This is a genomic window from Flavobacterium sp. 103, assembly GCF_003096795.1.
GTDB lineage: Bacteria > Bacteroidota > Bacteroidia > Flavobacteriales > Flavobacteriaceae > Flavobacterium.
In genome coordinates, this window is record NZ_QENX01000001.1 from 408,218 (window position 1) to 434,424 (window position 26,207).

At 35.3% G+C, this 26,207-nt stretch carries 29 protein-coding genes; 10 read left to right on the top strand and 19 right to left on the bottom strand.

Going from position 1 to position 26,207, the window contains the following annotated elements; translation table 11 throughout:
- Nucleotide 1: 1 nt before the first annotated feature.
- From C8C85_RS01515 to hutH, 16 genes are all read right to left on the bottom strand, one after another.
- Nucleotides 2–619 carry a 3-oxoacyl-ACP synthase gene (locus C8C85_RS01515; RefSeq protein ID WP_116795494.1) on the bottom strand — a complete coding sequence of 206 codons (618 nt, stop codon included), beginning with the start codon at nucleotides 617–619 and terminating at the stop codon, nucleotides 2–4.
- Nucleotides 619–1,749: a beta-ketoacyl-[acyl-carrier-protein] synthase family protein gene (locus C8C85_RS01520; RefSeq protein WP_116798334.1), complete on the bottom strand. Its 1,131-nt coding sequence runs from the start codon at nucleotides 1,747–1,749 to the stop codon at nucleotides 619–621. The genes C8C85_RS01515 and C8C85_RS01520 overlap by 1 nt, the downstream gene beginning before the upstream one ends.
- Nucleotides 1,746–2,198 carry an acyl-CoA thioesterase gene (locus tag C8C85_RS01525; RefSeq protein ID WP_116795495.1) on the bottom strand — a complete coding sequence of 151 codons (453 nt, stop codon included), beginning with the start codon at nucleotides 2,196–2,198 and terminating at the stop codon, nucleotides 1,746–1,748. The genes C8C85_RS01520 and C8C85_RS01525 overlap by 4 nt, the downstream gene beginning before the upstream one ends.
- Entirely contained in the window at nucleotides 2,173–3,456 is a 1,284-nt protein-coding gene (locus tag C8C85_RS01530) for an ABC transporter permease (RefSeq protein WP_165818081.1), read from the bottom strand. Before C8C85_RS01530 ends, C8C85_RS01525 begins: the two co-directional genes overlap by 26 nt.
- Nucleotides 3,446–4,198 carry an ABC transporter ATP-binding protein gene (locus tag C8C85_RS01535; RefSeq protein WP_116795496.1) on the bottom strand — a complete coding sequence of 251 codons (753 nt, stop codon included), beginning with the start codon at nucleotides 4,196–4,198 and terminating at the stop codon, nucleotides 3,446–3,448. The genes C8C85_RS01530 and C8C85_RS01535 overlap by 11 nt, the downstream gene beginning before the upstream one ends.
- 15 nt (nucleotides 4,199–4,213) lie before the next feature.
- Complete coding sequence (locus tag C8C85_RS01540; RefSeq protein WP_116795497.1) at nucleotides 4,214–5,212, bottom strand: BtrH N-terminal domain-containing protein; 999 nt, start codon at nucleotides 5,210–5,212, stop codon at nucleotides 4,214–4,216.
- Nucleotides 5,212–5,616, bottom strand: a complete 405-nt coding sequence (locus C8C85_RS01545; protein ID WP_116795498.1) for a hypothetical protein — start codon at nucleotides 5,614–5,616, stop codon at nucleotides 5,212–5,214. The genes C8C85_RS01540 and C8C85_RS01545 overlap by 1 nt, the downstream gene beginning before the upstream one ends.
- A 7-nt stretch (nucleotides 5,617–5,623) precedes the next feature.
- Nucleotides 5,624–6,094, bottom strand: a complete 471-nt coding sequence (locus C8C85_RS01550) for an ABC transporter permease (protein ID WP_243412029.1) — start codon at nucleotides 6,092–6,094, stop codon at nucleotides 5,624–5,626.
- Nucleotides 6,095–6,105: 11 nt separating this feature from the next.
- Nucleotides 6,106–6,546, bottom strand: a complete 441-nt coding sequence (locus C8C85_RS01555) for a hypothetical protein (protein WP_116795500.1) — start codon at nucleotides 6,544–6,546, stop codon at nucleotides 6,106–6,108.
- Complete coding sequence (locus C8C85_RS01560; protein ID WP_116795501.1) at nucleotides 6,546–7,679, bottom strand: beta-ketoacyl-ACP synthase III; 1,134 nt, start codon at nucleotides 7,677–7,679, stop codon at nucleotides 6,546–6,548. Before C8C85_RS01560 ends, C8C85_RS01555 begins: the two co-directional genes overlap by 1 nt.
- Before the next feature lie 6 nt (nucleotides 7,680–7,685).
- Nucleotides 7,686–8,591 (bottom strand): hypothetical protein, encoded by a 906-nt coding sequence (locus C8C85_RS01565; protein ID WP_116795502.1) that lies wholly within the window; start codon nucleotides 8,589–8,591, stop codon nucleotides 7,686–7,688.
- A 194-nt stretch (nucleotides 8,592–8,785) separates the two neighbouring features.
- Nucleotides 8,786–9,667, bottom strand: a complete 882-nt coding sequence (locus C8C85_RS01570; RefSeq protein ID WP_116795503.1) for a lipid A biosynthesis acyltransferase — start codon at nucleotides 9,665–9,667, stop codon at nucleotides 8,786–8,788.
- Between the two features lie 54 nt (nucleotides 9,668–9,721).
- The gene (locus C8C85_RS01575; RefSeq protein ID WP_077371081.1) at nucleotides 9,722–9,973 is read right to left on the bottom strand and encodes an acyl carrier protein; all 252 of its coding nucleotides are present in this window, start codon (nucleotides 9,971–9,973) and stop codon (nucleotides 9,722–9,724) included.
- Nucleotides 9,966–11,201: a beta-ketoacyl-[acyl-carrier-protein] synthase family protein gene (locus tag C8C85_RS01580; RefSeq protein ID WP_116795504.1), complete on the bottom strand. Its 1,236-nt coding sequence runs from the start codon at nucleotides 11,199–11,201 to the stop codon at nucleotides 9,966–9,968. The genes C8C85_RS01575 and C8C85_RS01580 overlap by 8 nt, the downstream gene beginning before the upstream one ends.
- 16 nt (nucleotides 11,202–11,217) lie before the next feature.
- Complete coding sequence (gene fabG, locus C8C85_RS01585; RefSeq protein ID WP_116795505.1) at nucleotides 11,218–11,949, bottom strand: 3-oxoacyl-ACP reductase FabG; 732 nt, start codon at nucleotides 11,947–11,949, stop codon at nucleotides 11,218–11,220.
- A gap of 71 nt (nucleotides 11,950–12,020) precedes the next feature.
- Entirely contained in the window at nucleotides 12,021–13,541 is a 1,521-nt protein-coding gene (gene hutH, locus C8C85_RS01590) for a histidine ammonia-lyase (RefSeq protein ID WP_116795506.1), read from the bottom strand.
- Nucleotides 13,542–13,744: 203 nt separating this feature from the next.
- On the opposite strand from hutH, the gene C8C85_RS01595 reads away from it, so the two are divergent.
- The 3 genes from C8C85_RS01595 to C8C85_RS01605 all read left to right on the top strand — a co-directional run bounded on the left by C8C85_RS01595 (nucleotide 13,745) and on the right by C8C85_RS01605 (nucleotide 16,709).
- Nucleotides 13,745–14,812 (top strand): methyltransferase, encoded by a 1,068-nt coding sequence (locus tag C8C85_RS01595; RefSeq protein WP_116795507.1) that lies wholly within the window; start codon nucleotides 13,745–13,747, stop codon nucleotides 14,810–14,812.
- Nucleotides 14,813–14,913: 101 nt separating this feature from the next.
- Nucleotides 14,914–16,164: an NAD(P)/FAD-dependent oxidoreductase gene (locus tag C8C85_RS01600; RefSeq protein ID WP_116795508.1), complete on the top strand. Its 1,251-nt coding sequence runs from the start codon at nucleotides 14,914–14,916 to the stop codon at nucleotides 16,162–16,164.
- Between the two features lie 125 nt (nucleotides 16,165–16,289).
- Complete coding sequence (locus tag C8C85_RS01605; protein ID WP_116795509.1) at nucleotides 16,290–16,709, top strand: hypothetical protein; 420 nt, start codon at nucleotides 16,290–16,292, stop codon at nucleotides 16,707–16,709.
- Nucleotides 16,710–16,823: 114 nt separating this feature from the next.
- Here the strand turns inward: C8C85_RS01605 and C8C85_RS01610 are convergent, their stop codons facing one another.
- Entirely contained in the window at nucleotides 16,824–17,054 is a 231-nt protein-coding gene (locus tag C8C85_RS01610; protein WP_207786917.1) for a hypothetical protein, read from the bottom strand.
- Nucleotides 17,055–17,326: 272 nt separating this feature from the next.
- Between C8C85_RS01610 and C8C85_RS01615 the strand changes: the two genes are divergently transcribed.
- On the top strand, nucleotides 17,327–17,623 hold the full coding sequence (locus tag C8C85_RS01615; protein ID WP_116795510.1) for a hypothetical protein: 297 nt from the start codon (nucleotides 17,327–17,329) through the stop codon (nucleotides 17,621–17,623).
- A 124-nt stretch (nucleotides 17,624–17,747) separates the two neighbouring features.
- Here the strand turns inward: C8C85_RS01615 and C8C85_RS01620 are convergent, their stop codons facing one another.
- Nucleotides 17,748–18,299 (bottom strand): DUF4494 domain-containing protein, encoded by a 552-nt coding sequence (locus tag C8C85_RS01620; RefSeq protein ID WP_116795511.1) that lies wholly within the window; start codon nucleotides 18,297–18,299, stop codon nucleotides 17,748–17,750.
- A 184-nt stretch (nucleotides 18,300–18,483) separates the two neighbouring features.
- Between C8C85_RS01620 and C8C85_RS01625 the strand changes: the two genes are divergently transcribed.
- The 3 genes from C8C85_RS01625 to C8C85_RS01635 all read left to right on the top strand — a co-directional run bounded on the left by C8C85_RS01625 (nucleotide 18,484) and on the right by C8C85_RS01635 (nucleotide 20,054).
- Nucleotides 18,484–18,906, top strand: coding sequence for a VOC family protein (locus tag C8C85_RS01625; protein ID WP_116795512.1), 423 nt, complete (start codon nucleotides 18,484–18,486; stop codon nucleotides 18,904–18,906).
- Between the two features lie 302 nt (nucleotides 18,907–19,208).
- Entirely contained in the window at nucleotides 19,209–19,643 is a 435-nt protein-coding gene (locus C8C85_RS01630) for an acyl-CoA thioesterase (RefSeq protein WP_116795513.1), read from the top strand.
- 21 nt (nucleotides 19,644–19,664) lie between these two features.
- The gene (locus C8C85_RS01635) at nucleotides 19,665–20,054 is read left to right on the top strand and encodes a DUF1398 domain-containing protein (RefSeq protein ID WP_116795514.1); all 390 of its coding nucleotides are present in this window, start codon (nucleotides 19,665–19,667) and stop codon (nucleotides 20,052–20,054) included.
- A gap of 70 nt (nucleotides 20,055–20,124) precedes the next feature.
- Here C8C85_RS01635 and katG read toward each other — a convergent pair whose 3' ends face one another.
- Nucleotides 20,125–22,365 carry a catalase/peroxidase HPI gene (katG, locus tag C8C85_RS01640; RefSeq protein WP_116795515.1) on the bottom strand — a complete coding sequence of 747 codons (2,241 nt, stop codon included), beginning with the start codon at nucleotides 22,363–22,365 and terminating at the stop codon, nucleotides 20,125–20,127.
- A 235-nt stretch (nucleotides 22,366–22,600) separates the two neighbouring features.
- On the opposite strand from katG, the gene C8C85_RS01645 reads away from it, so the two are divergent.
- From C8C85_RS01645 to nirB, 3 genes are all read left to right on the top strand, one after another.
- Nucleotides 22,601–22,969: an iron chaperone gene (locus C8C85_RS01645; RefSeq protein WP_116795516.1), complete on the top strand. Its 369-nt coding sequence runs from the start codon at nucleotides 22,601–22,603 to the stop codon at nucleotides 22,967–22,969.
- 94 nt (nucleotides 22,970–23,063) lie between these two features.
- A complete protein-coding gene (locus C8C85_RS01650; RefSeq protein ID WP_116795517.1) occupies nucleotides 23,064–23,429 on the top strand; it encodes a glyoxalase in 366 nt (121 codons plus the stop codon).
- A gap of 171 nt (nucleotides 23,430–23,600) precedes the next feature.
- Nucleotides 23,601–26,108 carry a nitrite reductase large subunit NirB gene (gene nirB, locus C8C85_RS01655; protein WP_116795518.1) on the top strand — a complete coding sequence of 836 codons (2,508 nt, stop codon included), beginning with the start codon at nucleotides 23,601–23,603 and terminating at the stop codon, nucleotides 26,106–26,108.
- The last annotated feature ends 99 nt before the right edge of the window (nucleotides 26,109–26,207 follow it).

Consider the following 26,207-nt stretch of genomic DNA (forward strand, 5'->3'; position numbering starts at 1 on the left):
ATTATTGATTGTATAGTTTTTTTAATATTTCTTGATTATGTTCTATTTCGCCTTTCATATCCACTAAATACAGAAAAGCTTTGTAATCTTCATTATAATATTCAACCCAGCCACACAATACTTTATCCGCCTTTTGGGTTTCCAAAAGTATGTTGCTGTATTTCTCCATAAATTCAGGGTTGTAATCCACAAATATAAAGAAAGAATTTTCGCTTTTCAATTGATGCTTGATACTAATTTCTCCCAAACATATATTAGGCAGTGTATAAACAAAAACAGCCGGACTTGGATAATAATTTTCCGGATCAGAAATTGAATTTTGATATTTCACATCTGTATCTAAACTTGATGATTTATTGGCAAATACCAATGCCGTATTATTTTCTGATGAAGTATTATTTTCTGGTCTCAAAAGTAATTCTGCTCCTAGAAAAGCCAATTTACTTAAATTATCCATTTTAAAAAACTTAGGATAATTCATTTCCAAATACTGATACGTTTTCTTTGAAAAATCGCTAAATACAGTCGGTTCAGTGCTAAAAACAACTTCCCCATTCAGTGAAATTTGATTATTCTGAATCGTGCAAAAGGATTGTATATAGGTTTTGTTTGCCGCCATTAGTTTACTTTTTCGAATACAACTGCCGTATTGCAACCTCCAAAACCCGATGCCGTCTTTAGAAAAAAGCGAATATTTTTGTCTTCATTTTTTTCAATAACATTAATCGTCTGACTCACTCCAATGGTATCAAAACCCAAGGAAACAAACAATTTATTTTCTAGCGCCGATTGAATTCCGATAACGGTTTCCAACAATCCCGAAGCCCCTAATGTATGTCCATAAAATCCTTTAAGACTATTCATTGGAACATTTTCAAGTCCTAATCTATTCAAAGCTATGGCTTCCATTTCGTCATTAAAAGGAGTTGCAGTACCATGCGCCGAAATATAATCAATTTGATTGCTGTTTATTTTGGCTTCCGCCAAAGCACTTTGAATACTTCTATAAAGCCCTTCACCAGTTCTCGATGGCCCTGAAATATGATTTGCATCATTGATGGAACCATCCCCAAGAACTTTTATTTTTGCATTTTCTTTATTTGAGGAAACCAAAACTGCAGCGGCAGCTTCTCCTAAGGTTACTCCTGTTCTATTTATTGAATACGGTTTGCATGGCAAATCACTCATCGCCTGAAACGAATTGAATCCTGACAAAACAAACTTCGAAACTTCATCTCCAGCCACTATGAAAATGTTGTCATACATCTCAGCCTGAATTAATCTTTTGGCCACAGAAACCGCCAATATTCCCGAAACACAGGCATTGGAAACCACAATCGGTTCCACCTTGAAACCAAAGAAATCAGCAATAATTTTCGCCAATTGATCCAAATACGCAGGTTCTATATTTTGATTTTCTAATGCAGTAACATTTCCTTTTGTGGTAGAAAGTATAAATGCTGTTCTTTCATTTAAAACAACTTTAGACTTTTTGATGATTGGTTCCAAAGCCAAAATCATCATTTTTTCCAACCTGGAATAGTTCCTAGCCGAAGTCACTTTGGCGAAAGCCAAATCCAAATCAAGATCATTAATTATAGAAGCATAAAATGGCACATTAAACAGCTCAGGCTTGTCGTGCAATTGAATCCCGGAAACTTCATTACCAATATTTTTTATATTGGCAGCAACATCAAACCCAATGGGTGTAATGCAATTCGTTTCGGTTATATATACTTCTTTCATCATTCTTTTATCAAACCAACTTTTCGTTTCCATTCTTCAAAAAATGGAGGATTTGTCAACATTAATTCACCTTGGTTATCCAAAAAAACTTGAACGGTTTCTCCAGTACAGGCAATTTCATTTTTGGCATCAAATATCCTGTATCTAAAAATCATTTTTGCTGCTGGCGAATCAACAATAGTGGTTTCTATACGAATCACGTCACCATAACGCAGTGATAATTTATGTTCACAAGTCGATTTTACAATTGGAGTAGTATAACCGCTATCAGCAATATCCAAATAGGAAATCCCATGATGACGGCCAAAAGCTTCTCTTCCATCTTCAAAATAAGTAATATAGTAACCGTGCCACACTATTCCTAGCGGGTCAGTTTCGTTGAATCTCACTCGGATTTCTTCTGAAACGGTCAAATCGGTTGCCTCTTTATACAGCTCTTTTCTTCTTATCATACAGCAATGCTAATGTTGTGGTAACTACGAAAAATAAAAATAATAAAAATAATTCTGGAACCAAGTCCCAAAATGTTGCGTTGCGCAAAAGTACATCATAAAAGGCTTCCAGTCCCCAGTTCATAGGCGAGGATTGCGCAATGATTTGCATTATTTTAGGCATTGCAAATACAGGAACCCAAACTCCACCAATTGCCGCCAAAATAATAACTGCAGTAGCACCAAAAGGAGCCGATTGCTCTTGCGTTTTGGCAATTGTTCCCAATAAAATACCAAACCCTATCGCCGCTAAACCTGAAAACAAAGCTACAACACTCATTAAAATAAGATTTCCTTCTACATTAAGCGCAGGTAATCCCAAATGCGGAAATAGAAATATGGCAACGGCAACCATCATATAAAATTGAATCAAACAGATGATTAAATACATCACCGTTTTACCCGCCAAAACAATTTTATTAGAAACCGGATTGGTACGTAATCGAATAAAAGTACCTTGTGTTTTTTCCTTCACCATATTGATTGACAAAGGAATTACAATGAAAAATATAGCAAAAAGTGTCCAAGCCGGAACATTATGCTGTACCGAGTTTGGAGTAATATCTTTGTTGTTTATTTTAGGAACAATTTCTTTGAACGTAATAAAACTTTTTTGCTCAAATTTAGCATCATCCTCCCCTAATTGCTCTTGAAAAGTGGTATAGATTGATTTGGTTTCTATTTGAGAAATCATTTTGTCAATCCCATTCATCACGCCGCTTTTAAAACTCAGTTGCACAGCAGGGTCAAAATAAAGCTTGACTTCTTTTTGATTAACCAATTTAGCCTTTGATTTTGTTGCCAAAGAATCAGCAAAGCCCAGACTACTGACAATCTTTTGAACATTCTGATCAATCTTGGCTTGCAAATCGGTACTTAAATGAGACGGAATAATAATAGCCAACTGATATTTCCCTTTAAAAACGGCCTCTTTGGCGACAGCCTCCGTAATTGGTGTATTGTCTATAGTAGTAACAACACTAAAAACATTGCTCTTTTGTAAATTATCAAAAATCGTTTTTGAGACATTTCCTTTGTCATAATCCACCAAAAGGATTGGTATTTTGACATCATTGCCTTTTTTATAAGTGCTGTCCTGTATGAGTGTCACCGTTATAATTAATACCAACGGCATCAAAAATAGCGTCACTACGCCTCCCATATCTCGTTTCAGCAACAAGAATTCCTTATAAACAGACATCCAAAGTTTATATAACATCTCTCAATTCTTTTCCGGTTAATGAAATAAAAACATCTTCCAGATTTCTGGCATTTGCAGTAGAGGAAATTAAATCCTTTGGTGTTCCTTCGGCATGAATTATTCCTCCATCTACAATTGCAATATTGGTACAAAAATCCTGTGCCTCTGATAAATGATGAGAAGTATAAATAATGGTAGTTCCTGTTTTATTAAGTTCCGTTAAGTACTCGATAATAACATTTTTTGAATGCACATCAACACCTACGGTTGGTTCATCAAGGAAAAGAATTTTTGGATTATGCAGAATTCCGGCAATCAAATTCACGCGTCGTTTCATACCTCCCGAAAAAGTCTCTATACGCTTATCTGCAAATTTTAACAATCCCAAAAAATCAAGACTATCTATAACTTTTTCTTTAAGATCATTCCCTTTTAAACCGTACATACTTCCAAAATACAGCAAATTTTCTCTAGCTGTTAAGGTTGGATACAAAGCGTATTCCTGGGGTACGACACCAATTATTTTTTTGATTTCATTTGCGTTTTTAGCATAAACCAAATTATCAATTGTAAAAGAACCCGAAGTAGGTTTTATCAATCCGCAAAGTATCGAAATCAAAGTGGTTTTCCCAGCACCGTTTGGGCCCAATAAACCAAAGATTTGTCCTTCTTTTATATCCAAAGAAAAATCATCCAAAGAATACACTTCTGCATCTTTGTAAATTTTAGATAGATTTGATATTTGGATAATGGTTTTCAAAATAGTAATATTTTTTTAGCTAATTGCTTTTTTCAACTTCTTAAAAAACACTTCTTCTCTATCGGCAATAACCAAAAGCTCGTCTGAAAGCGTATTGTAAACATCTACTTTCGTGCTTCTGTTTTTATACACACGAGAAGCTTCTACAGCAAAATCTCTCCATAAATCACCAATAGCGGTCATTTCCAATGATAAGTTTTTCAGCTCGTCATTTCCTAATATAACTGCTGCTTCCTGTAAAAATGCAGCATATATAAATCGGAAACCACCGCCACCAGTTCCTATTTCTTCCTGCATTCTAACAATTTGAGCCAAATAATGATTGGCTTTCTTCGTTCCCTCTTTTACTGGCCATTTTTTAATTAGCTTGGCTACATATCGAATACCTCGTACACCAATTATTGGCATTGGTGCCAACATATCCCGACAGGTATTTTTTATTCCTTTGATAATCGCACCTTTCAAATCTACATTGGCAGGAACCTGAATTGGATAATACATTTGACCTCTTGGCGCAAAAGCGCCTTTGGCAAAACGAACTTTATTCAATTCGGCATGAGTCAGTGTCGTTACGTTTTCCATAACGGGGTCGCTGATTAAATAATCTGTTTCCGTTTTTCCATAAACCACCAAATTGTGGGCATTGAAGTGAAAACGATATTCATCAGGAAAATACGTTAAGTTGTACACTCCCACCTGTAATCCGGAGGGAATATTATTTTTTAAGTTTTCGTCCAATGCTTTAATGGCATTAGCTTCACTGGAAAATTTTTGTCTTTTTATTTTTAACCCTAAACGTTTGGCCAACTTATTAAAAATAGAACCTGGCATGGGCCTATAACTAATCGCAGGCGCATAATTCACTTTCAAAAAAGGTAAGTAAACGAAGAAAAGTCCTGAACCAATCCCGAAGACCATAGGCTCACTAATGTTCAATCCGTTATGTTTTAACAAATTGGAAGCAACTCCATTTTCACAATGGGCCGATTGATGATGTGCAAAATTTGTTTCCATTAATTTGTTTTAAAATTTTTCAATTCTTCGATAGTAATATTGAATGATTCCGCATATTTTTTCAAAATGGAATCGCTTAATCTTGCAAAAACTCTAGGTTTGAAGTGCCTTTTAACACGCCATTGCCACATTCCTACATAACTGGAGAGCACTCCAATATCCATTCTGCAAAACTCCATATAATAACAAATGGGACTCACCTCGTTATTCTCTACTTGCGCTTTTGCAATTGCAATTCGCTCACTAATTTCTTCAATAGAATTAGAAAGTGCAATAGTTTTTGGCTCCCAACCAGTGCTCAAAGCAGTTGTATAATTGCCTTTTTCATCTGTGGCATAAACCAACTCCTTCATATTTTTATTGGAAAGATTGCCTTTGTCTTGAGGAACTTCTTCTTTTTTCATACTATTACTATGATTTATTTTCTTGAATAAATAATGTAATCTCACCTTCCAAGAGCAATTCATCGGCTCTAAAAGTTTGACATTTCATGGTACACAAACTATAGGATTCTGTAATAAATTTGGAGACTAACAAAGCTTTTGTATAAATAACATTACCAACTTGTGGCAAAGCATGAATTTTCAATGCTTTGATACCGCTAATGAAACCAACGACATTCACACCCTCTTTATCATTATAATTTTCATCGATAAAATAATCTTTGGCGACTACAGATGAACAGGTTTGAGCCATATTTTCAACTAAGCCTGATTCTGTAAAAAAACCATTCTCCAGAAATATATTATCTGTTTTAATTTCAAAAAAGGTTTCCACTTGTTCGTCATCCATTTCCAGAATCAGATCCACCATCAGCATCGGAGCTCGATGTGGCAGATACTTTTTTATATCAACTGGATTTGAGGTTTCTTTTTTACTCACGGTGTTCTAAGTTATTTAGCCAAAACGGTCTTCATTTGACCTTTAGCTATTTCAACATCGTTCAATTTGGTTACAACATCAACCAAAGTAATTCCTCCAAATTCCTGTAATATCGAAACTGTTGTTCTTATTTCGTCATGAAGTTTGGGCAATTTATTTATTACAATATCTTTTACGGAGCCAATATACCCTGTAGGAGCTTTTTCGTTTCTTAAATAAAATTGATAGCCGGTATGCAAAGCCACAGATTGTGCCATATGTTCTATTATCCCTGACTCTAGAAAATTATCCTTTTCCAGAAAAATAGCATCGCTTTGTATTGTAAATCCTGAAACCAATTCGGTTTCTGAGTAAGAATACAATTTATCCACCATTACAAATGGGAATTTTTGAGGGATTAAAGTTTCGACAAAATCTTTATCTCCTAATGGATTATTTCCAAACCCTATCATTAACAGACCGTTAAATAAGCATAGGCATAAGAAAAACGACCACTCTCAGGAACTGATAAAAGAATTTTATTTCCTTTTTTTAATTTACCAGAATTCATTAATTCTTCTAAAGCCAAATAAATTGAAGCAGCACCTACATTCCCTACATAAGCCAAATTCATAAACCATTTTTCCATTGGTATCACCATACCTCTTTCTGCCAATGACTTACTCAATCCATCCACAAAATAATGAGAAGAAACGTGTGGCAGGAAGAAATCAATTTCATCTGCCGAAACATTATTTTTAGACAAAGCATCTTCCATGCTCAGAGAACCTTTAACCAAAATAAATTCGTCCAATAATTTAACATCCTGTTTGAAAGCAAACAAAGATTCATTCAACCATTGGTCTGGATTGTAATCGTTCCAAGGTTTTATTTCACCGTTTTCCATTTTATCTCCTCCAGCATACATACAAGTTTCCAGTTCGTATGCGTATGAGAAAGCCTCCATCCATTCAATTTTTAAAGAGATTGGGCCGTTAGGCTTATTTTCTAATAAAAAAGCTCCAGCACCATCAGACAACATCCAACGCAAGAAATCTTTTTTGAAGGCCAGAATCGGCTGCTCCTCAAGGTTCTTTAAGTTCACAACTTCATTCTCAAATTTTTCAGCCAACATCCAAGTGGATAGTTTTTCGGAACCGGCGCAAACCGCATTTTTAGTATTACCTGATTTTATAGAAAGATATCCAAATTTCAAGGCATTCATGCCTGCACAGCATACTCCTGATGAAGAATTTAATTCTAACGATTTATTCTTCAATAATCCATGTACCATTGACGCGTGAGAAGGTACCAGAACATCTGGGGTAGTTGTACCACAAGACAATAATTCCATATCTTGAGCTGTGAAATTTTTATCAAATAATCCTTGAATCGCGTTATTTGTTAATTCGGCATTATTATGAGTGCTTTTCCCGTTTTTGTCCAAAGCGTAATACCTACTAACAATCTTATTATTTCTTAAAATCAGTCTTCTTGCTTTGGATGCGGTTTCATTTATTAAACCCAAATAATCTTCCATTTCGTCATTAGAAACAGCTTCATTTGGCAAACATTTGGCCGCTTTTGTAATATATACATCAAACATAATAATCTATTTTACTCCTTTATAATATTCTAATTCTTTCCTTATTTTTTTAACTTTTAACGGATAAGTAAGAACGTGCAAGATATAAACTATTGGTGAGATTAACCAAATAGCCAATAACAAATAAACTTTAAAAACCTTTATCCAAAACTTTCTGGATTCTCCTTTATTAATAATCAAATTTGACCATTTTGCAAAAATCTTATTGGCCGTTCTATCAACAGTAACCAAGTATGAACTAATCCTAACCGCATCAATATCAATTAATTTAGATTGCAAATTATCTAAATCATTATCTTTCAAACTGGAAAGAATTACTTCCCCAAATTTTGTGGATTCATTAATATCCTTGTCTGAAACACCCGGTAAAGGAAAGATTCCAAGATATTTTTTTTTCACTCCAGAAAACATCCATTCTACAATAGTGATAACACTTATTAAATTTCCTACTCTATCAACTAAAGCGATATTTCCTTTTAACAATGCATTATTTTGTTTCAATAAAGTCTTTACTTTTTCTTGTGCCATTACCCACATATTTCTGGAACCGGTTATGGTTATAACGGGAGTATTATTTAATAGTATTTTAGCTTCCGGGCTCTTCAAAAAAGAATTTATAGGAATTGAAGGTGTTAAATACCAAACTTGGTAGTTCAAAAGAATCAAATCAAATTTGGTATTCATTATTTCTTCTGAAACCGGCTTCAACGCGGCTGGAATCTGCAAAAATGATTCTGGAAAAGCGCCAAAAAATGCGTCATTGTTCCAAGGAAACGGAAACGGCTTCTCTAGCTGAATTTCATGAAACAAAACATTTATACTATCTGAATTCAAAAGTGGTTTTGCAATATTTCTAGCAATAGACTCTAGTTGTCCCGATTGAGAATAGTAGATTACAAGAACGTTTTTCATTTAGGTTAATTTTTATAAAAACGAAAATAACTTAAAATTTATAATTAATCCTAATTACAATTTATTTCTTTCCAAACAAAAAAGTGTGTTGCTTTAGTAAATGACTCACAACACAAATTAATCCATTAAATATTAAGTAATTACAAATACCTAATATCAAATTCACAAAAAAACAGTAATTTAAATAATTGTTATTATTTATCGATCTGATTCCAGAAATCAAAATAGTTAAACCATTGCAAAGGGTATTTTTTAACCATCGTTTCCACGCTTTGGGCATATTCTTTCAACAACCCCTTTTCATCACGATGCTTTACAGTAGCTTCTCTGGTATAAAGGTGGTAATGTAAATTGGGCTCTTTCATTACATAAACAAAAACAACCGGGACTTTTAAACGAGAGGATATTAGAAATGGCCCAGCCGGAAAAAGAGCTTCTTCTCCCAATAATGTTTCACTTAATGATTTTACGCCCTCAAAATACCTGTCTCCGGTGAAACAAACCAGTTCATTTCTGGCTAGAGCCGAATTAATCTCAAATATATGTGACAAATCATCACCAATCAATATGAAGTTTATTGTTGGTTTTTGGGTAATACTTTCTAGATATTTTTTTATTGCAGAATGTTCTAAATCGGTAGTGACAAGGTTTATTTGAAAATTAACATCAACCTCACTGAAAAAATGCTCGGCAATTTCAAAATTTCCAATATGTGCGCTAATCAGCACTCCCCCTTTTTTTTCTTTCAAAAGTTTGATAATAATTTCGCCTCCATCATGTTCATAGGTAAACTTATTTTTCAATCCGGCACCAATGGCAATTTTATCAATAATAGTCTGTCCAAAAGTATAATAACTTTTAAAAACCATCCTTTTGGATTTAAAATAGGAATACCCCAATCTTTTTCTAAAATAATAAAAGATTGAGGTATTACTTTTTTTTAGGAAAATAAAATAATAAGTTGCTACAAAATAAAGGACAAGATAAGCTGCTTTAATCCCTACTTTTTTTATAAAAAAAACAAAAATTTTGTATCCTAGAACAGTCCCTTTAGATTTTCCATCCCATTGACTCATTTTAAATTGTAGATTTTAGATTTTAGAATGCTTGTGACATCTAAAAAATATAAATTATGCTTTTGCTTTTAATTTATTTTCGATAAGATCATAAAAATCTTGGAATGTATCTATTCCTACAAAATCTGCTTCAACTAATTTTACACCAAAGTTTGATTCAATAGAAACAACTAAATCTACATAGTCTAAACTATCCAATCCCAAAGTGATTTTCAAATTTGCATCTGACTGAATATCATCTCCATCTACCTCAAACTCATCAATTAAAAAATCATTAATCTTCTCTATGATTGCTTCTTTATTCATTCTTTTTTTTATACTTTTTGACTACTAATGCTGAATTCGTTCCTCCAAAACCGAAGGAATTCGACAAAAATATGTCAAATTTTTTATTTAAAGTGGTTTTAACCAAATTTAATTTTGCAGCATCATCATCTGGCGTTTCCAAATTAATGTTTGGCGCGATGAAATCGTTTTGCATCATCAGAATCGAATAAATGACCTCACTGGCACCAGCCATCCAGCATTCGTGCCCTGTCATTGACTTTGTAGAACTCACATAAGGATTGCTTTCACCAAAGACTTTAAAGATTGCTTTTGCTTCATTATCATCGCCAACTGGTGTAGATGTAGCATGGGCATTTATGTAATCTACTTCACTTGCGTTTATTCCCGCTTCATCGAGCGCTCTTTGCATGGCTATAGATGGACCTTCAACATTTGGAGTGGAAATATGACCGCCATTCGACGAGAATCCGTAGCCCACAACTTCTGCCAGAATAGGAGCACCTCTTTTGATAGCTGATTCATACGATTCTAAAACTAAAGTAGCTCCACCGCCACTAGGAATTAAACCATCGCGATTAATATCAAAAGGTCTTGAGGCTTTCGTTGGTTCGTCTTCCCTTGGGGAAAAAACACCCAAACCGTCAAAACTGCACATGGCATATTTGTTAATTTCTTGTGCACCACCACAAATGATTACATCCTGAAAACCGCTTTTTATTAAAAAATAGGCCAATCCAATAGAATGAGATCCGCTTGCACAGGCAGCGCTTACGGTTAAATTAATCCCTCTCATTTTAAAAATAGTCGATAAATTCATCGTTACCGTTGAATTCATGGACTTGAAAATAGCACCTGAACCAATTAAAGCAGAATCTTTTTTATCTCGGATAATGTCGGTTGCTTCTATAACAGATTTTGAAGCACTATCATTGCCATACATGATTCCAACTTCATTTTCATCAAAGAAAGCATCGTCAATATTGGCATTTCTTAAGGCTTCAACCGTTGCCATGTATGCATATTCGGTTTCTTCACCAAGACTTATTCTTTGCCTTCTGGTAAGCAAATTCTTCAAATCTGGCCTAGGAACCATCCCGGTCAAGGCTGATTGAAAACCAAATTCTTTTCGTTCTGGATCAAATGAAATACCAGATTTTCCTTGATATAATGAATCTTTTACCTCGTCTAACGATGTTCCGATACAGGAATAAATTCCCATTCCCGTGATGACAACTCTTTTATTCATTTCCTTACAATATTATTTATGAATAAATCCCACCATTTATATTGATAACCTCTCCAGTAATGTAGCTTGATTTCTTGGAAACCAAAAAGCTAACCAGATCAGCGACTTCTTCGGCTTCGCCAAAACGATTCACCGGAATCATTTTAATTAATTCTTTTTCATCAAGATGGCTGGTCATATTTGTTCTTATAAAACCTGGAGCCACTGCATTGACAGTAATATTTCTTTTGGCAACTTCCTGTGCCAGAGCCTTAGTTGCTCCTACCAACGCACCTTTTGCCGCAGAATAATTTGTCTGCCCTGCTGTTCCTTTTACTCCCGAAAGTGAAACGATATTCACAATTCGGCCGTATTTATTTCGCAACATTTTTTGCATAAAAAAGTTAGTCACATTAAAAAAACCATTTAAACTGGTATTGATAACACTGGACCAATCTTCCAGACTCATCCACATGAACAGACCGTCTCTGGTAATCCCTGCATTATTTATGATTGCTTCTACAATTGCTTCCGGATTTGCCTCTTGCCATTGTGTCAATACCGATTTTACTTCATCAAAATTGGCAACATCAAATTTTAAAATTTCTCCAGTAGCTCCGTTTGCGATAACTTTTTCTAATGTATTTTCGGCTTCTTCTTTATTGGAATAATAATTAATCAAAATATGATAACTGCTGTCCTGTGATAGTTTTTCACAAATAGCGTTACCAATTCCTCTAGAACCTCCTGTTACCAATGCACATTTCATATTTTTATTTTAGATTGCAGATAGCTGATTTTAGATTTAAACTTTTAAACCCTTAAACTTTCAAACTCTTTTTAGTTATTAATCAAATAATCTTTCACTTTTTGCACAAAAGGATACATTACCTGATCTTTTTCGAATCTTGGAATAATGACACGAATATCATCATATATTTTTCTGGTTACAGATGAAATTTGGTCTTTTTGTTCCAAATAATCAATTGCCTGAACAATGGTGATTAATTCGATAGCCAATACTTCAAATGCATTTTCAATAACTTTAGATGTAATTACGGCAGCATTAGTCCCCATACTTACAATATCCTGATTGTCATTATTATTTGGAATACTGTGAACATACATAGGATTCGATAACATCTGATTTTCGGCAGTTGTAGAAGTCGCCGTAAACTGTACTCCCTGCATTCCAAAATTAAATCCTAATGTCCCCAAATTCACAAATGGAGGAAGGATTTCGTTTATTTTTGAATTCAATAAATAATTCAACTGACGTTCGGCAAGCATCGTTAATTTGGTAATTACGATTTTCAATTTATCCATTTCCAACGAAATATAATCCCCATGAAAGTTACCACCATGATATACATGTTGGTTTTTCACATCTATAATTGGATTATCATTTGCCGAATTAAATTCTTCTTCCAAAATAGAAGACACATTGTTTATGGTTTCAAGGATTGGCCCCAAAATTTGAGGAACACAACGCAAAGAATAATATTCCTGCACTTTTTCTTTGAAAACATCTTCGGTATTTTCTCCTGAATATAAATGATCTTCCCTTTTTCTGATTAAAGTACTATCTTCAAGATTTCTTCGCATTCTCGAAGCTACTTCTCTTTGTCCTTTATGACGTTTTGTATTATTTAATTCTTCCGAAAAATGGTCGTCGTAAGCTTGTACAAGCTCATTAATGGCACAAGAAAATTTAATTGACCAATCTAATAATTTATTGGCATGATGCACATTGACAACTCCAATTCCGGTCATCACCGATGTTCCGTTCATCAAAGCCAATCCTTCTCTAATTTCGACTTGAATAGGTTCCAATTTTTCTATGGCAAAAACGGCTTGTGTAGGTCGTCTTTCTCCTTTATAAAACACCTCTCCTTCACCAATAAGAACCAAAGCCAAATGTGCCAATTGCACTAAATCACCACTGGCTCCTACTCCACCATGTTCAAAAATTAAAGGAGTAATATCTCTATTGATTAATTCTTTCATCAAATGAATCACTGAAGAATGAACTCCAGAATTACCTAAAGAAAGTGTATTTAGCCTAGCCAAAATTGCCGCTTTAACACAGGTTGCATTCAATGGTTTTCCTGTACCAGAAGCATGACTTCGTATTAAATTATATTGCAATTGTATACGATCTTCGTCTTTAATACGATATTGAGCCATTGGCCCAAATCCGGTATTTACACCGTAAATAATTTTATTAACTGAGAATTCTTTTAGAAAATCAAAACTTTCATTAACTCGATCTAAAACAACTTGGCTAATATTTATTTTGTCATTATTAAAGATTACAGATTCAAACTCTTCTAGACTTAAAAATTCCTTTATAGTATTCATTCAATTTGTATTATTTTTTCAACTAAATATATTAAAAATTAATTTTTATTTAGAATTTAATGTGGTTAATTTGGATAAACAAATGTAGCACAATATCGCTAAAATTAGTAAACCTATATTTTTTTTGTTTTACAAATTAGAAAAACAAGCATAACTAATATATTAACAAGCACTTACAACGCCATCTTAAATATCAAAAAAGAATGAAAGATTTTGGTTCTGACAAAAAAAATGTTGTTCAAGCGAATTTAGACGCACAAAAAATTGCTTTTGCCCCAATTATGTTTCAAGCAGCAAAATCACTTCGGAATTTGGGTATTTTAGAATACTTATTTAATAATGACAAAGCGAGTATAGAAACCATAGCGACCGAGTTGAATTTATCAGTCTATGGTGTAAAAGTTTTACTCGAAGCGGGTTTAAGCTTGGAAATGGTTTATTTGAAAGACAATGAATTCATACTCACAAAAACTGGTTATTTCATATTAAGGGATAAAATGACCAATATAAATATGGATTTTACCCAAGATGTAAATTATCTAGCGATAAACCATTTGGAAGAATCTATAGTAAATGGAAAACCCGAAGGTCTGAAAGAATTAGGAAATTGGGACACTGTTTATATCGGTTTATCCGAATTACCTGAAAAAATCAAAAAAAGCTGGTTTGACTTTGACCACTTTTATTCGGATTATACTTTTCCAGAAATTATGCCCATTTTATTTGACAATAATCCTAAATCATTTTTGGATGTTGGGGGCAATACAGGAAAATTTTCTTTGCAATGTGCCAAATATGATCCAACAGTAAAAATCACCATTTTAGATTTGCCGGGACAGATCAAAGTAGCACAGAAAAATATAGAGGCCGCTGGTTTTGAAGATCGAATTTCTACAATAGGAGCTAATTTATTGGACGATTCAATTCCTTTCCCAAAAGGAGCAGACATTATCTGGATGAGTCAGTTTATCGATTGCTTTTCTTTGGAAGAAGTTTATAGCCTTTTCAAAAGAGCTTATGAAGCAATGACAGACGATGCCAGTTTCTATATTTTGGAAACGTTTTGGGATTTGCAAAAATTTCAAGCATCAACATACAGCCTACACGCCACTTCTTTATACTTTACTGCGGTTGCCAATGGAAACAGTCAAATGTTCCATTCAGAGGACATTTTGAAAGTAATCGAAAAAGCCGGATTTGTAGTGGCTGAAATACATGAAATAATTGGAATGAGCCATACATTGATTAAATGCAAAAAAAGAGTATTATAAGGCGATAAATCTTTAATTTTGTGTTTTGTGCTATTACAGCGTATTTCAATCCTAATAGACCATTATGCACTCTTTACAAAAACTTTAATTGCAATAAATAAATGTTACAAGAATTCGTAGATGTTTTAATCATTGGAGCAGGACCATCCGGATGTGTATCTGCCTCTTATCTTCATAAAAAAGGAGTCAAAATTAAGGTTGTAGAAAAAACAAAATTTCCTAGAATTGTTGTAGGTGAAAGTCTTATTCCAAGAGTTATGGATCATTTTGCGGAAGCTGAATTATTCGAATGTTTGGATGCCATGAATTTTGAAAAAAAATTAGGGGCTCGATTTATAAGAGGAGAAGATATCTGTGTTTTTGATTTCAGCAATAAATTTTCCGAAGGTTGGGATTGGACATGGCAAGTACCAAGAGCCGATTTTGACAACACTATGGCTCAAGAAGTGATACGAAAAGGCATTGATTTAGAATTTGAATCAGAAGTGATTTCGGTTTCTTTTCAAGGGAAAAATTCGATTACTGTGGTAAAAGAAAAGGGAGGGAATCTAAAAGAAATTCACGCTAAATTCATTATCGATTCCAGCGGCTATGGAAGAGTGTTACCAAGACTTTTGGATTTGGACACGCCTTCTAAATTAGACCCGCATTCCTCAATTTTTACGCATGTTGTAGATATCAACCGTCCCGAAGGAGAGGAAGGCACTCTGATTTCATTTGACATACTTGAAACCGAAGTGTGGCTATGGGTTATTCCTTTTTCGAATGGCAATACAAGTCTTGGCGTTGTGGGCCCAACGGATTTTATCAATTCACTTTCTGCCAATAAAGACAATGCCGAAGCGCTGAAAAATGCCATTCAGCTTTCTGATTTTTATATTAAACGATTTGGTGGAGTTGATTTTATATTTGAACCAATCAAATTAGAAAATTATTCCCGATCAGTCAAAAAAATGTACGGAGATGGTTTTGCACTTACCGGAAACAGTTCCGAGTTTTTGGATCCCGTTTTCTCGTCTGGTGTTGCATTTGCTACCGAATCAGGTATGCTTGCCGCCAAATTATACCTCAAAGAATCACAAGGAATAACAGTAGATTGGGAAACCGAATTTACGGGTTACATGAAAAGAGGAATTGCTGTTTTTACCACTTACGTAAAAGAGTGGTACACAGGAAACCTACAGACTTTATTTTTTCATCAACCAGAAAACCCAGATGTAAAAAGAAAAATATGTGCCGTACTCGCAGGCTATGTTTGGGATGAAGAAAATCCATTTGTAAAAAAACACGACAATCTCATCAAAAACATGGCTCACATACTCCAAATGGAAAGTCCACAAAAAAAATCCTAGTTTAAAAACTAGGATTTTTTTTATTTTCACTGATTATTAAATGGTTAAACAAAATAAACCCACTAAAAACTTACATTTATTTTATATCTTTATAATTCAAAAAACAAACTAATAATTATCTAGATATGAAAAAGAAACTATTGATCACAGCCGTTCTATTAGGAACCATTTCATTTGCCAATGCACAAAGCATGGGAGATATTACAAAAGCAGCCAGTACAGCAAAAACTGCGTCAGCCAGCTCTTTTGATGTTGCGAGCATATCCAATCAAGTTATGGAAGTATTGTCCCCAAAATTAAAATTAACCGATGCTCAAAAACCTGCGGTAAATTCATTGGTTAACGAAACCTTGAACAAAAAGAAAAATCTTTTGCCAACCATGGCAACCGACAAAGCGGGATATACATCCAAAATGACTGCCAACAGAGAATCATTTACAGCCAAAATGAAAAAAATAGTTAGTCCAACACAATTTACGGCACTTACAGCATTATTGCCAAAATCTGCTTCGGCTTTGACACCACTTGTACAAATGTTGTACTAACCCCATTAATAAGAGAAGATTTATTTTCTAAAAAAGTTAAGCTGCAATTCCATAAAATTTAGGAATTGCAGCTTATTTATTTTGTTAAAATTTAAAACCAAAACAGTATTTCGTCTATAATTGTTTCGAGCTAACATATTCTGACAGTTTCAACCCTTTTGACAATTCATTAAGATATACATCCGAAATTCCGGATGCTTTCATAATTTCCTCATTAGAGTAATTATCCTTTTTAATTTCAGCAGCATATCTTATTCCAAATAAACGTATCATTAATGCTGCATCTTCTTTTGGAGAATTATTAAACATATCACTCAATACCGCTCCTAATTCTTCTATACTCATAATTTATATGTTTTACTAGTTACTGATACTTCTTTTCAATATCTATGCCAAACATCTATAAATAAATACATTACAACATTATATTAACAAAAGATCTGTACGCTTAAAATTCAACCCTACAAAGTATAGCTTTTGGATAAAGCAAACTGCTCTTTGATTTCTATTTAAGCACTAAACCAATGTTTACCAACACATTAGAACCTATTCAATTGCATTATTCCTTAACTTTATACGAGTAAAATCATTTTGTTTAACAATTAAATTTTGTACTCATGTATATAGTTCGCGAAATTTTTTATCTGCAATTTGGCCGTTATAAAGATGCCAAAGTTTTGATTGATGAAGCCACACATGGCGGATTGTTCCCTCAGACACCCGGAAACCGGGTTTTAACCGACTTTACCGGAGAAAGCTACCGACTGATTTTTGAATCGTCTTATGCCGCACTTGCAGATTTTGAAAAAGAACTTGCAAAAGACATGGGTGCCGCAAATTGGAAAGGATGGTACGAAAAATTCAAAGTCTTGGTTCGCCATTCCGAGAGGGAAATTCTCAAACAGATTTCCTGATTTATATAGGCATCTCTCATTAACCGATAAAAAACTTCGCACCGCAATCCGGTAAACTTTCCGAATTTTGGTGCGAAGAATTTAAATGTACTCCCAAATAAATCTAGGACTATTACCGCTCGAATTAAATACTTTCCTCCAAATAAGCTGGATCAAATTCCGTTGTATCCTCTACCTCAACTGTTGCAGGTTTCGAAGCTTTCAGCGCATTGAACCTTTCCAATTGTTCTGTTTCTCCTTCTTCACCACTGAAATAAGGAAAAACGTCCATAATAGGAGATTCCGAAATAGCCGGAATAGTGTATTCTCCCATCGTGGTACTCATTACATGAGTGGTGTTATCAAAAGCTTCTTTTACATCATTGGCTTGCACCAACAAATACATATTTGACTTTCTTTCTTTGCCACTTTCTTCGTCGTAAGCCATTAGAGAAACTCTTGATTTAAACCAACGGTCAGCATTTTCGAAAGGATGTATTTCGGCATAATTTGCCACCTTTATATTCGTGATTTTAAATTCTTCACTAACATATGCAGACATCTCTTCATTAATTCTGCTTTCTGCTTCGGTATAGGACAAAGCATCAACCAAATAAGGTTCTGTTACAACCTTTTGTCCGCCAGTTTCATCCGTTTTTCTATATTTTACTTTGCATTCGTACCAAATTGTGCTCATATATTTTTTTTAAGGATGCCAAAGATAGATTTTAAAGAAAATAAAATTCACAATTTAGAAAATAGATATTCACAATTTTGGATGCCTCTTAGATTACGTCTTTATTTTCTATAACTTCGTTAGTACTTTAGCGCTATGCAATTGAAAAATAGAAAAAAACTTTTACATAAAAATTAAAATAATAATGGCAAATCAAATTTATCCTTGCTTATGGTTTGACGGACAGGCCAAAGCAGCAGCAGCACATTATTGCTACATTTTTAAAAACTCAAAAATCACTTTCGAGAATTCATTTGTTGTCAACTTTGAATTGAATGGAACTAAATTTATGGCCTTGGATGGCGGTCCCATGTATAAATTATCGCCTGCCAATTCTTATGTTATAGAATGCGAAACACAGGAAGAAATTGACCATTATTGGGACAAATTAGGCGAAGGCGGAATTTATAATAAATGCGGTTGGCTCGATGACAAATTCGGCGTTACTTGGCAAATTGTCCCAAGAATATTGAGCGAGCTAATGGCTGATCCTGAAAAAGCGCCAAAGGTTATGCAGGCATTTATGCAAATGACAAAATTTAACGTACAAGGATTGCTTGACGCATAGGGAAATTCAAAATTAATTTAAACGAAAGTTCGATTATTACAGTTTTCCTTTTTCGGATGATGGAAAAAAACAAAATACCTCCTTTTAGCCCCGGTTGAAGTAAAAATCATTATGTGCCGGGGTTCGGCACATAATATTGCAACGGAAAACGGGACGATGTTTCCAAAAAAGCCAAATGTTTCTGCTCCAAATTAATAATCGAACTCCTGTTTTAAATTGTTGTATGTTCGAACTGTTCGCTTTGCCCATATGAAAATCCTAGCTATCTTTGCTTACAAAAACATACATAAATTATAAATCCTATGGCTACATTTAGCAAACAACTGTCCTTTCGCTGGTCTGATTTAGATCCAAATTTTCACTTACGTCATAGTGCCTATTATGATTTTGGGGCACAACATCGTGTTGAAATACTAGCACAATTAGGATTAACATTAAGAGTGATGCAAAAGGAACATATTGGCCCTATATTATTTAGAGAAGAATGTGTCTTTAGAAGAGAAATCAATCTCTCGGATGAGATTATCATGCAAACCAAAATGGCAAAAATGAAAGCTGATGCTTCACGCTGGTCAATTGTCCATGAGTTCTACAAAGAAGATATATTGTGTGCCGTTATTACTGTTGATGGTGCTTGGATGGATACTAAAATACGTAAATTAGCCACTCCAACTCCACAAGTTGTTGTTGATGCCTTAAGTGTTTTCCCAAAAACAGCTGATTTTATTGCACTATAATTAATCAAAAACCTATCAAATATGTTTACAATAGAACAAATAAAAGAAGCCCATTCTAAAGTAAAAAGTGGTGCTGATTTTCCAAATTACATACAAGATTTAATCATTTTAGGCGTAAAAGGATACGATACCTTTGTAAATGATGGCGACGTTCACTATTATGGAGTAAATAATTACTCTGTTGCTTCTAATGAAAAATATGATGAAATAAAAATTGCCGCATCAGCCAATAAAGAGCGATTCATCGAATTTTTAGTGATGCACCAAAACGGTCAAACCGATTATTTGACGTTTTGCCGTCATGCCGGCCAATGTGGTATTGCACGGTGGAGAGTTGATATTATTGAAATGACCTGTACATATTATGATCAATCAGGTTCTGAGATCTTAATTGAAAAAATTTCGGTTTAGGTTTTTATGATACAATTAAAAAAGTGGCCTGTTTCCAGACCACTTTTTTAGTAATATACAATACAATTATTTAGTTCAAATCGAAGCGATCCAAATTCATTACTTTATTCCATGCGGCTATAAAATCCTTCACAAACAACTCTTTAGAATCGCTGCATCCATAAACCTCAGCGATAGCACGAAGCTCTGAATTGGATCCAAAGATAAGATCCACTCGGGTCCCTGTCCACTTCAATGTACCTGTCTTACGATCACGACCTTCAAACACCTCTTGCGATTCTGAAGAAGCTTTCCAAGCTGTGCCATAATCTAGCAGATTTACAAAAAAGTCATTAGTCAATGTCTCAGGACGACTCGTGAACACTCCATGTCTAGAATGGTCAAAGTTCACATTAAGAACACGCAAACCACCAACAAGAACAGTCAGTTCAGGTACAGTTAGCGTCAACAATTGTGCTTTGTCAATAAGCATTTCTTCTGTAGAAATAGTATATTGCGTTTTAATATAATTTCTGAAACCATCTGCTTCAGGTTCTAGAACAGCAAAAGATTCCACATCCGTTTTTTCCTGTGAAGTATCAGCTCTTCCGGGTGTAAAGGGAACAGTCAGATTTTGACCAGCTTGTTGAGCTGCTTTTTCAATTCCAACACCTCCAGCCAGAACGATTAAGTCAGCCAGTGATACTTGCTTTCCGCCAGACTGAGCGTTATTAAATGAAGCTTGAATACCCTCAAGGACAGATAATACAGTTGATAACTGAGCCGGATTATTCACTTCCCAATCCTTTTGCGGAGCAAGGCGAATACGTGCCCCGTTTGCACCACCACGCTTGTCGGATCCACGGAATGTTGATGCCGAAGCCCAAGCTGTAGCTACCAATTGAGAAACAGACAAGCCAGAAGCCACTATTTTAGACTTTAAATCATTAATATCATTGTAATCAATTAATTGATGAGTAACCGCTGGAATGGGATCCTGCCAAATCAGTTCTTCTTTAGGCACTTCTGGTCCTAAATAACGTACAATTGGTCCCATGTCACGATGCGTCAGTTTAAACCAGGCACGAGCAAAGGCATCAGCAAACTCATCAGGATTTTTATGAAAGTGTCTAGCAATTGGCTCATAAATAGGATCTACCTTCAAAGCAAGATCAGCTGTCAGCATGGTTGGAGCGTGACTTTTTGATGGATTATGAGCATCTGGAACTGTTCCGGCACCAGTTCCGTTTTTTGGTTTCCATTGATGTGCACCAGCTGGACTTTTCGATAATTCCCATTCGAATCCAAACATATTTTCGAAGTAATTGTTACTCCACTTATTGGGCGTTGTTGTCCAAGCCCCTTCAAGACCACTACTAATAGTATATTCACCATTTCCAGTTCCGAAGGTATTTTTCCAACCAAGACCTTGCTCCTCTATTCCAGCAGCAGCCGGTTCTACACCAACATACTCGTTTGGATCGGCAGCACCATGGGTTTTACCAAAAGTGTGTCCACCCGCAATAAGCGCAACAGTTTCTTCGTCATTCATAGCCATACGTGCAAAGGTTTCCCGAATATCACGGGCAGATGCCAGAGGATCCGGATTACCGTTTGGCCCTTCGGGATTCACGTAAATCAAGCCCATCTGCACGGCAGCCAAAGGATTTTCTAATTCTCGGTCACCCGTGTATCGTTGATCATCCAGCCATTTTCCCTCGGAACCCCAATAGATATCTTCATTTGGTTCCCAAACATCGGCACGACCTCCTCCAAAGCCAAAAGTCTTGAGTCCCATGGACTCGAGTGCACAATTTCCGGTCAGAATCATCAAGTCTGCCCATGAAATTTTCTTACCATATTTCTGTTTGATTGGCCATAACAGCAAACGTGCTTTATCAAGATTCACGTTGTCCGGCCAACTGTTGAGTGGAGCAAATCGTTGGGTACCAGCCCCACCACCTCCGCGACCGTCAGCAATACGGTAGGTACCCGCACTATGCCAGGCCATCCGAATAAAGAACGGTCCATAATGACCGTAGTCAGCCGGCCACCAGTCCTGAGAATCGGTCATTAAATCGAAAAGATCTTTTTTTACAGCAGCCAAATCAAGGCTTTTGAAAGCCTCGGCATAGTTGAACGTCTCTCCCATCGGATTGGATAGCGATGAGTGTTGACGAAGGACATTTAGTTTCAACTGATTGGGCCACCAGTCATTGTTTCTCGTGCCAGAGCCAGCAATTTGTTTTGAGGTAACGCCAGAAAAAGGGCATTTGCCTCCCTCGTTTCCATGCTCAGCATTCGATGTGTTCAGATTTTCGTAATTTTCCATAATGTGATGATTTTTAAAAACTTACTCACGAATTTACCAAAATTATTTTTATCTAAAATATTTTTTCAATAGATAAATTCTATAACAACAATTAAAAACCTCAGTTTAGAATAGTTCTTTACTTGACCAAAATATCTTTTTTATTTGTATTTTCGTTTAGCAGAAAACATCCTATTTCTAACTAACTTAGTTTAAAAAAATAAATATTCGTACCACACAAATTGAAAGGAAACCAATGAAAACTGATTTTAAAACCGTTGACGAATACATTGCAACATTCCCAAAAGACATACAAACCCTTTTGCAAAACGTTCGCATGACCATCATTAAAAAAGCGCCCGAAGCCTTGGAATGCATATCCTACGGAATGCCCGCCTACAAGACATACGGAAAACCCTTGGTATATTTCGCTGGATATAAAAACCATATCGGATTTTATGCAACGCCAACCGGACACACAGAGTTTTCCAATGAACTTTCCAATTACAAACAGGGAAAAGGCTCGGTTCAGTTTCCTGTCAGCCACCCAATTCCATATTGGCTAATAGAACAAATCGTTATATTTAGAGTAAAAGAAAACGAACAAAAATTTACTAAACAATAAGTGCTAAGTTTATAAGATTTAAGCTGACAATTTAAAAAGTTACTTTGTACTTAGTATCTTAGCATCTCAGAAACTTAGTATCTAGAAAAAAAATATGGAACATAAAGCCAAATCAATCAGACCATTTATCGGTTCCAAAGACTTTGGGATTTCACGACGTTTTTATCAAGACTTGGGTTTCACGGAAATTATATTGGGACCCAATTTCTCGTATTTTGAAACCAAAGGAATCGGATTTTATCTGCAAGATGCATATGTCAAAGATTGGATAGACAACACCATGCTTTTTTTGGAAGTCGAAGATGTTAACCTATTTTGGACTGAACTTTTGGAATTGAACTTGCCCGCTAAATATGAAAATGTAAAATTAGTCCCGATTCGCGAAATGGATTGGGGCAAAGAATGCTTTATTCACGACCCATCCGGAATTCTATGGCACATTGGAGAGTTTTATAAGTAGAAAACATCTTTACTTAATTCATTTAATAATGATTAGGAACCACTACCAGCTGCTCACTGTATCAAACAGCCGCTATTAAAAATCATTTTATTTTAGAAAAAAAATAAAAATTAAGTATTTAAATTAAGTATTTATACGTATGTTTGCGTAGTAATACTTAATTAACAGATTATGATTAATGTGATAGTAGTCGGAAACGGCATGGTAGGTTATAAATTTTGCGAGAAATTCATTTCGAAATCTGGGCAAGAAAAGTATCAAATTACAGTATTTGGAGAAGAGCCAAGACGCGCTTATGACAGAGTTCACTTGAGTGAATACTTTGCCGGTAAGACTGCGGACGATCTGTCTCTATCAACGACATCATGGTATGAAGACAACAATATCATATTAAACACTTCGGAGTTAATTACAGATATCAACAGAGAACAAAAAACCATACATACTCACTTAGAAAAAACATATGAGTATGATTACTTAGTTTTAGCTACAGGTTCTGCCGCTTTTGTACCGCCAATTGATGGGGTAGAAAAAGAAGGGGTTTTTGTTTACAGAACCATCGAAGATCTTGACGCAATTATGGCTTATGCCAAAAAAATTAAAGCCAACGGAGCAACCGAAGCTGCTGTTCTTGGTGGTGGATTATTAGGATTAGAAGCTGCAAAAGCAGTACGCGACTTAGGATTAAATCCTCATGTAGTTGAATTTGCACCTCGATTAATGCCAAGACAATTGGACAAAGGCGCGAGTGATATGCTCCAATCCAAAATAGAAGAATTAAATATAGGGATACATCTTAATAAAGCAACACAATACATCGCCGGTGAAGAAAGTATAAAAGGGATGATGTTTGCAGATGATGAATTGTTAAACGTAGATATGTTGGTTATATCGGCTGGGATAAAACCTCGCGACGAACTAGGAAGAGTCTCTGGACTTGAAGTAGGCGTTAGAGGCGGAATCGTGGTAAATAATAAAATGCAAACATCAGATCCTTATATCTTTGCCATTGGTGAGGTTGCCTTATACAATCAAATGATTTATGGTCTTGTGGCACCAGGCTACGAAATGGCTGATGTTGCCGCCGAGCAAATCCTAAAAGGGGATAAAACGATGAGAGACACCATCGATATGTCTACTCAATTGAAATTGATTGGAGTTGAAGTTGCGAGTTTTGGTGATCCTTTTATTGAAAATGAAGATGTTACTGCAATTGTTTATGAGAACAAATTCAGTGGTATTTACAAAAGAATAAATGTTACCAAAGACGGAAAAACATTATTGGGTGGAATCCTTGTAGGAGATTCATCAGACTATAACGGATTATTTCAAATTTATGCCAACGCAATGGCATTACCGCCAAATCCGGAAGATTTAATACTAGGTTCTCGTGGCGGAGAAGGATCTACGCTTGGAAGCGCATCCGATTTGCCAGATACAGCCGTAATCTGTTCTTGTGAGAACGTTACCAAAGGCGCTATCTGCTGTTCGATTCTTGACGGAACTGCTAATACATTTGGCGATGTCGTAAAATTAACTAAAGCAACTTCAGGTTGTGGAGGATGTAAACCAATGGTCGCTGACTTAGTAAAAGCAGCTCAAAAATCAATAGGAAGAGAAGTAAAAGAAAGTATTTGTGAGCACTTTAATTATACTAGACAAGAATTATTTGATCTTGTAAAAATCAATAAATACACTAACTATTACGAAGTAATCGACCATCACGGAAATGGAGATGGATGTGAAATTTGCAAACCTGTGGTAGCTTCTATTTTCTCCAGTATCTATAATGATACCGCCAACAAACACGTAACTACTCAAGATACAAATGACAGATATTTGGCTAATATTCAAAGAAACGGAACCTATTCTGTTGTTCCAAGAATTGCAGGTGGCGAAATCACTCCTGAAAAATTAATTGTCATTGGAGAAGTGGCCAAACAATTTGATTTATACACCAAAATAACCGGCGCACAACGTGTCGATTTATTTGGTGCTCAATTAGATGATTTACCAAAAATCTGGAAAGTATTAATAGACAACGGTTTTGAAAGCGGTCACGCTTACGGAAAATCTTTAAGAGCTGTAAAAAGCTGTGTAGGAAACACTTGGTGTCGCTACGGAATGGATGACAGTACCACTTTTGCCATCGAATTAGAAAACCGTTACAGAGGAATTCGTTCTCCACATAAATTAAAAGGCGGAGTTTCGGCCTGTATCAGAGAATGTGCCGAAGCCAGAGGTAAAGATTTTGGAGTAATTGCAGTTGAAGGCGGTTGGAATCTTTACATCTGCGGTAACGGTGGAGCCAATCCAAAACACGCGGTACTTTTAGCTGAGCAAATAAACAAAGAAACTGTTTTCAAATATATGGATCGTTTCCTTATGTATTATATCCGCACAGCAGGACCATTAGTTAGAACTTCTACTTGGTTGGAAAAACTTGATGGAGGATTGGATTATCTAAAAGAAGTAATCATCCATGACCGCATAGGAATTTGCGAAACATTGGAAGCAGACATGGAAAAATTGGTCGGAACATTCGAATGTGAATGGAAACAAGTACTTGAAAAACCAAGATTGATGAAACGTTTCAGTCACTTTGTTAATACAGATGAGAAAGACGACAACATAGAATATGTGCCGTTAAGAGACCAAAAAATGCCTAGAGCTTGGTAAAACAACAATAATTATTTCACGAAGATTCGCGAAGGAAACATAGAGATTCGCTAAGATTTTTTTAAGAAAAATACAACACAAGGCAACTACAAATTAATC

What these genes read in the sequence shown, in the direction of transcription:
- C8C85_RS01555 (WP_116795500.1), bottom strand. Translation starts at nt 6,546, where the DNA reads ATGATAGGGTTTGGAAATAATCCATTAGGAGATAAAGATTTTGTCGAA.
- C8C85_RS01545 (WP_116795498.1), bottom strand. Translation starts at nt 5,616, where the DNA reads ATGAAAAAAGAAGAAGTTCCTCAAGACAAAGGCAATCTTTCCAATAAA.
- C8C85_RS01570 (WP_116795503.1), bottom strand. Translation starts at nt 9,667, where the DNA reads ATGAGTCAATGGGATGGAAAATCTAAAGGGACTGTTCTAGGATACAAA.
- C8C85_RS01525 (WP_116795495.1), bottom strand. Translation starts at nt 2,198, where the DNA reads ATGATAAGAAGAAAAGAGCTGTATAAAGAGGCAACCGATTTGACCGTT.
- fabG (WP_116795505.1), bottom strand. Translation starts at nt 11,949, where the DNA reads ATGAAATGTGCATTGGTAACAGGAGGTTCTAGAGGAATTGGTAACGCT.
- C8C85_RS01605 (WP_116795509.1), top strand. Translation starts at nt 16,290, where the DNA reads ATGAAAAAGAAACTATTGATCACAGCCGTTCTATTAGGAACCATTTCA.
- C8C85_RS01645 (WP_116795516.1), top strand. Translation starts at nt 22,601, where the DNA reads ATGAAAACTGATTTTAAAACCGTTGACGAATACATTGCAACATTCCCA.
- hutH (WP_116795506.1), bottom strand. Translation starts at nt 13,541, where the DNA reads ATGAATACTATAAAGGAATTTTTAAGTCTAGAAGAGTTTGAATCTGTA.
- C8C85_RS01580 (WP_116795504.1), bottom strand. Translation starts at nt 11,201, where the DNA reads ATGAATAAAAGAGTTGTCATCACGGGAATGGGAATTTATTCCTGTATC.
- C8C85_RS01650 (WP_116795517.1), top strand. Translation starts at nt 23,064, where the DNA reads ATGGAACATAAAGCCAAATCAATCAGACCATTTATCGGTTCCAAAGAC.
- C8C85_RS01595 (WP_116795507.1), top strand. Translation starts at nt 13,745, where the DNA reads ATGAAAGATTTTGGTTCTGACAAAAAAAATGTTGTTCAAGCGAATTTA.
- C8C85_RS01560 (WP_116795501.1), bottom strand. Translation starts at nt 7,679, where the DNA reads ATGTTTGATGTATATATTACAAAAGCGGCCAAATGTTTGCCAAATGAA.
- nirB (WP_116795518.1), top strand. Translation starts at nt 23,601, where the DNA reads ATGATTAATGTGATAGTAGTCGGAAACGGCATGGTAGGTTATAAATTT.
- C8C85_RS01600 (WP_116795508.1), top strand. Translation starts at nt 14,914, where the DNA reads ATGTTACAAGAATTCGTAGATGTTTTAATCATTGGAGCAGGACCATCC.
- C8C85_RS01620 (WP_116795511.1), bottom strand. Translation starts at nt 18,299, where the DNA reads ATGAGCACAATTTGGTACGAATGCAAAGTAAAATATAGAAAAACGGAT.
- C8C85_RS01565 (WP_116795502.1), bottom strand. Translation starts at nt 8,591, where the DNA reads ATGAAAAACGTTCTTGTAATCTACTATTCTCAATCGGGACAACTAGAG.
- C8C85_RS01540 (WP_116795497.1), bottom strand. Translation starts at nt 5,212, where the DNA reads ATGGAAACAAATTTTGCACATCATCAATCGGCCCATTGTGAAAATGGA.
- C8C85_RS01575 (WP_077371081.1), bottom strand. Translation starts at nt 9,973, where the DNA reads ATGAATAAAGAAGCAATCATAGAGAAGATTAATGATTTTTTAATTGAT.
- C8C85_RS01610 (WP_207786917.1), bottom strand. Translation starts at nt 17,054, where the DNA reads ATGAGTATAGAAGAATTAGGAGCGGTATTGAGTGATATGTTTAATAAT.
- C8C85_RS01515 (WP_116795494.1), bottom strand. Translation starts at nt 619, where the DNA reads ATGGCGGCAAACAAAACCTATATACAATCCTTTTGCACGATTCAGAAT.
- C8C85_RS01635 (WP_116795514.1), top strand. Translation starts at nt 19,665, where the DNA reads ATGTTTACAATAGAACAAATAAAAGAAGCCCATTCTAAAGTAAAAAGT.
- katG (WP_116795515.1), bottom strand. Translation starts at nt 22,365, where the DNA reads ATGGAAAATTACGAAAATCTGAACACATCGAATGCTGAGCATGGAAAC.
- C8C85_RS01530 (WP_165818081.1), bottom strand. Translation starts at nt 3,456, where the DNA reads ATGTTATATAAACTTTGGATGTCTGTTTATAAGGAATTCTTGTTGCTG.
- C8C85_RS01625 (WP_116795512.1), top strand. Translation starts at nt 18,484, where the DNA reads ATGGCAAATCAAATTTATCCTTGCTTATGGTTTGACGGACAGGCCAAA.
- C8C85_RS01615 (WP_116795510.1), top strand. Translation starts at nt 17,327, where the DNA reads ATGTATATAGTTCGCGAAATTTTTTATCTGCAATTTGGCCGTTATAAA.
- C8C85_RS01630 (WP_116795513.1), top strand. Translation starts at nt 19,209, where the DNA reads ATGGCTACATTTAGCAAACAACTGTCCTTTCGCTGGTCTGATTTAGAT.
- C8C85_RS01520 (WP_116798334.1), bottom strand. Translation starts at nt 1,749, where the DNA reads ATGATGAAAGAAGTATATATAACCGAAACGAATTGCATTACACCCATT.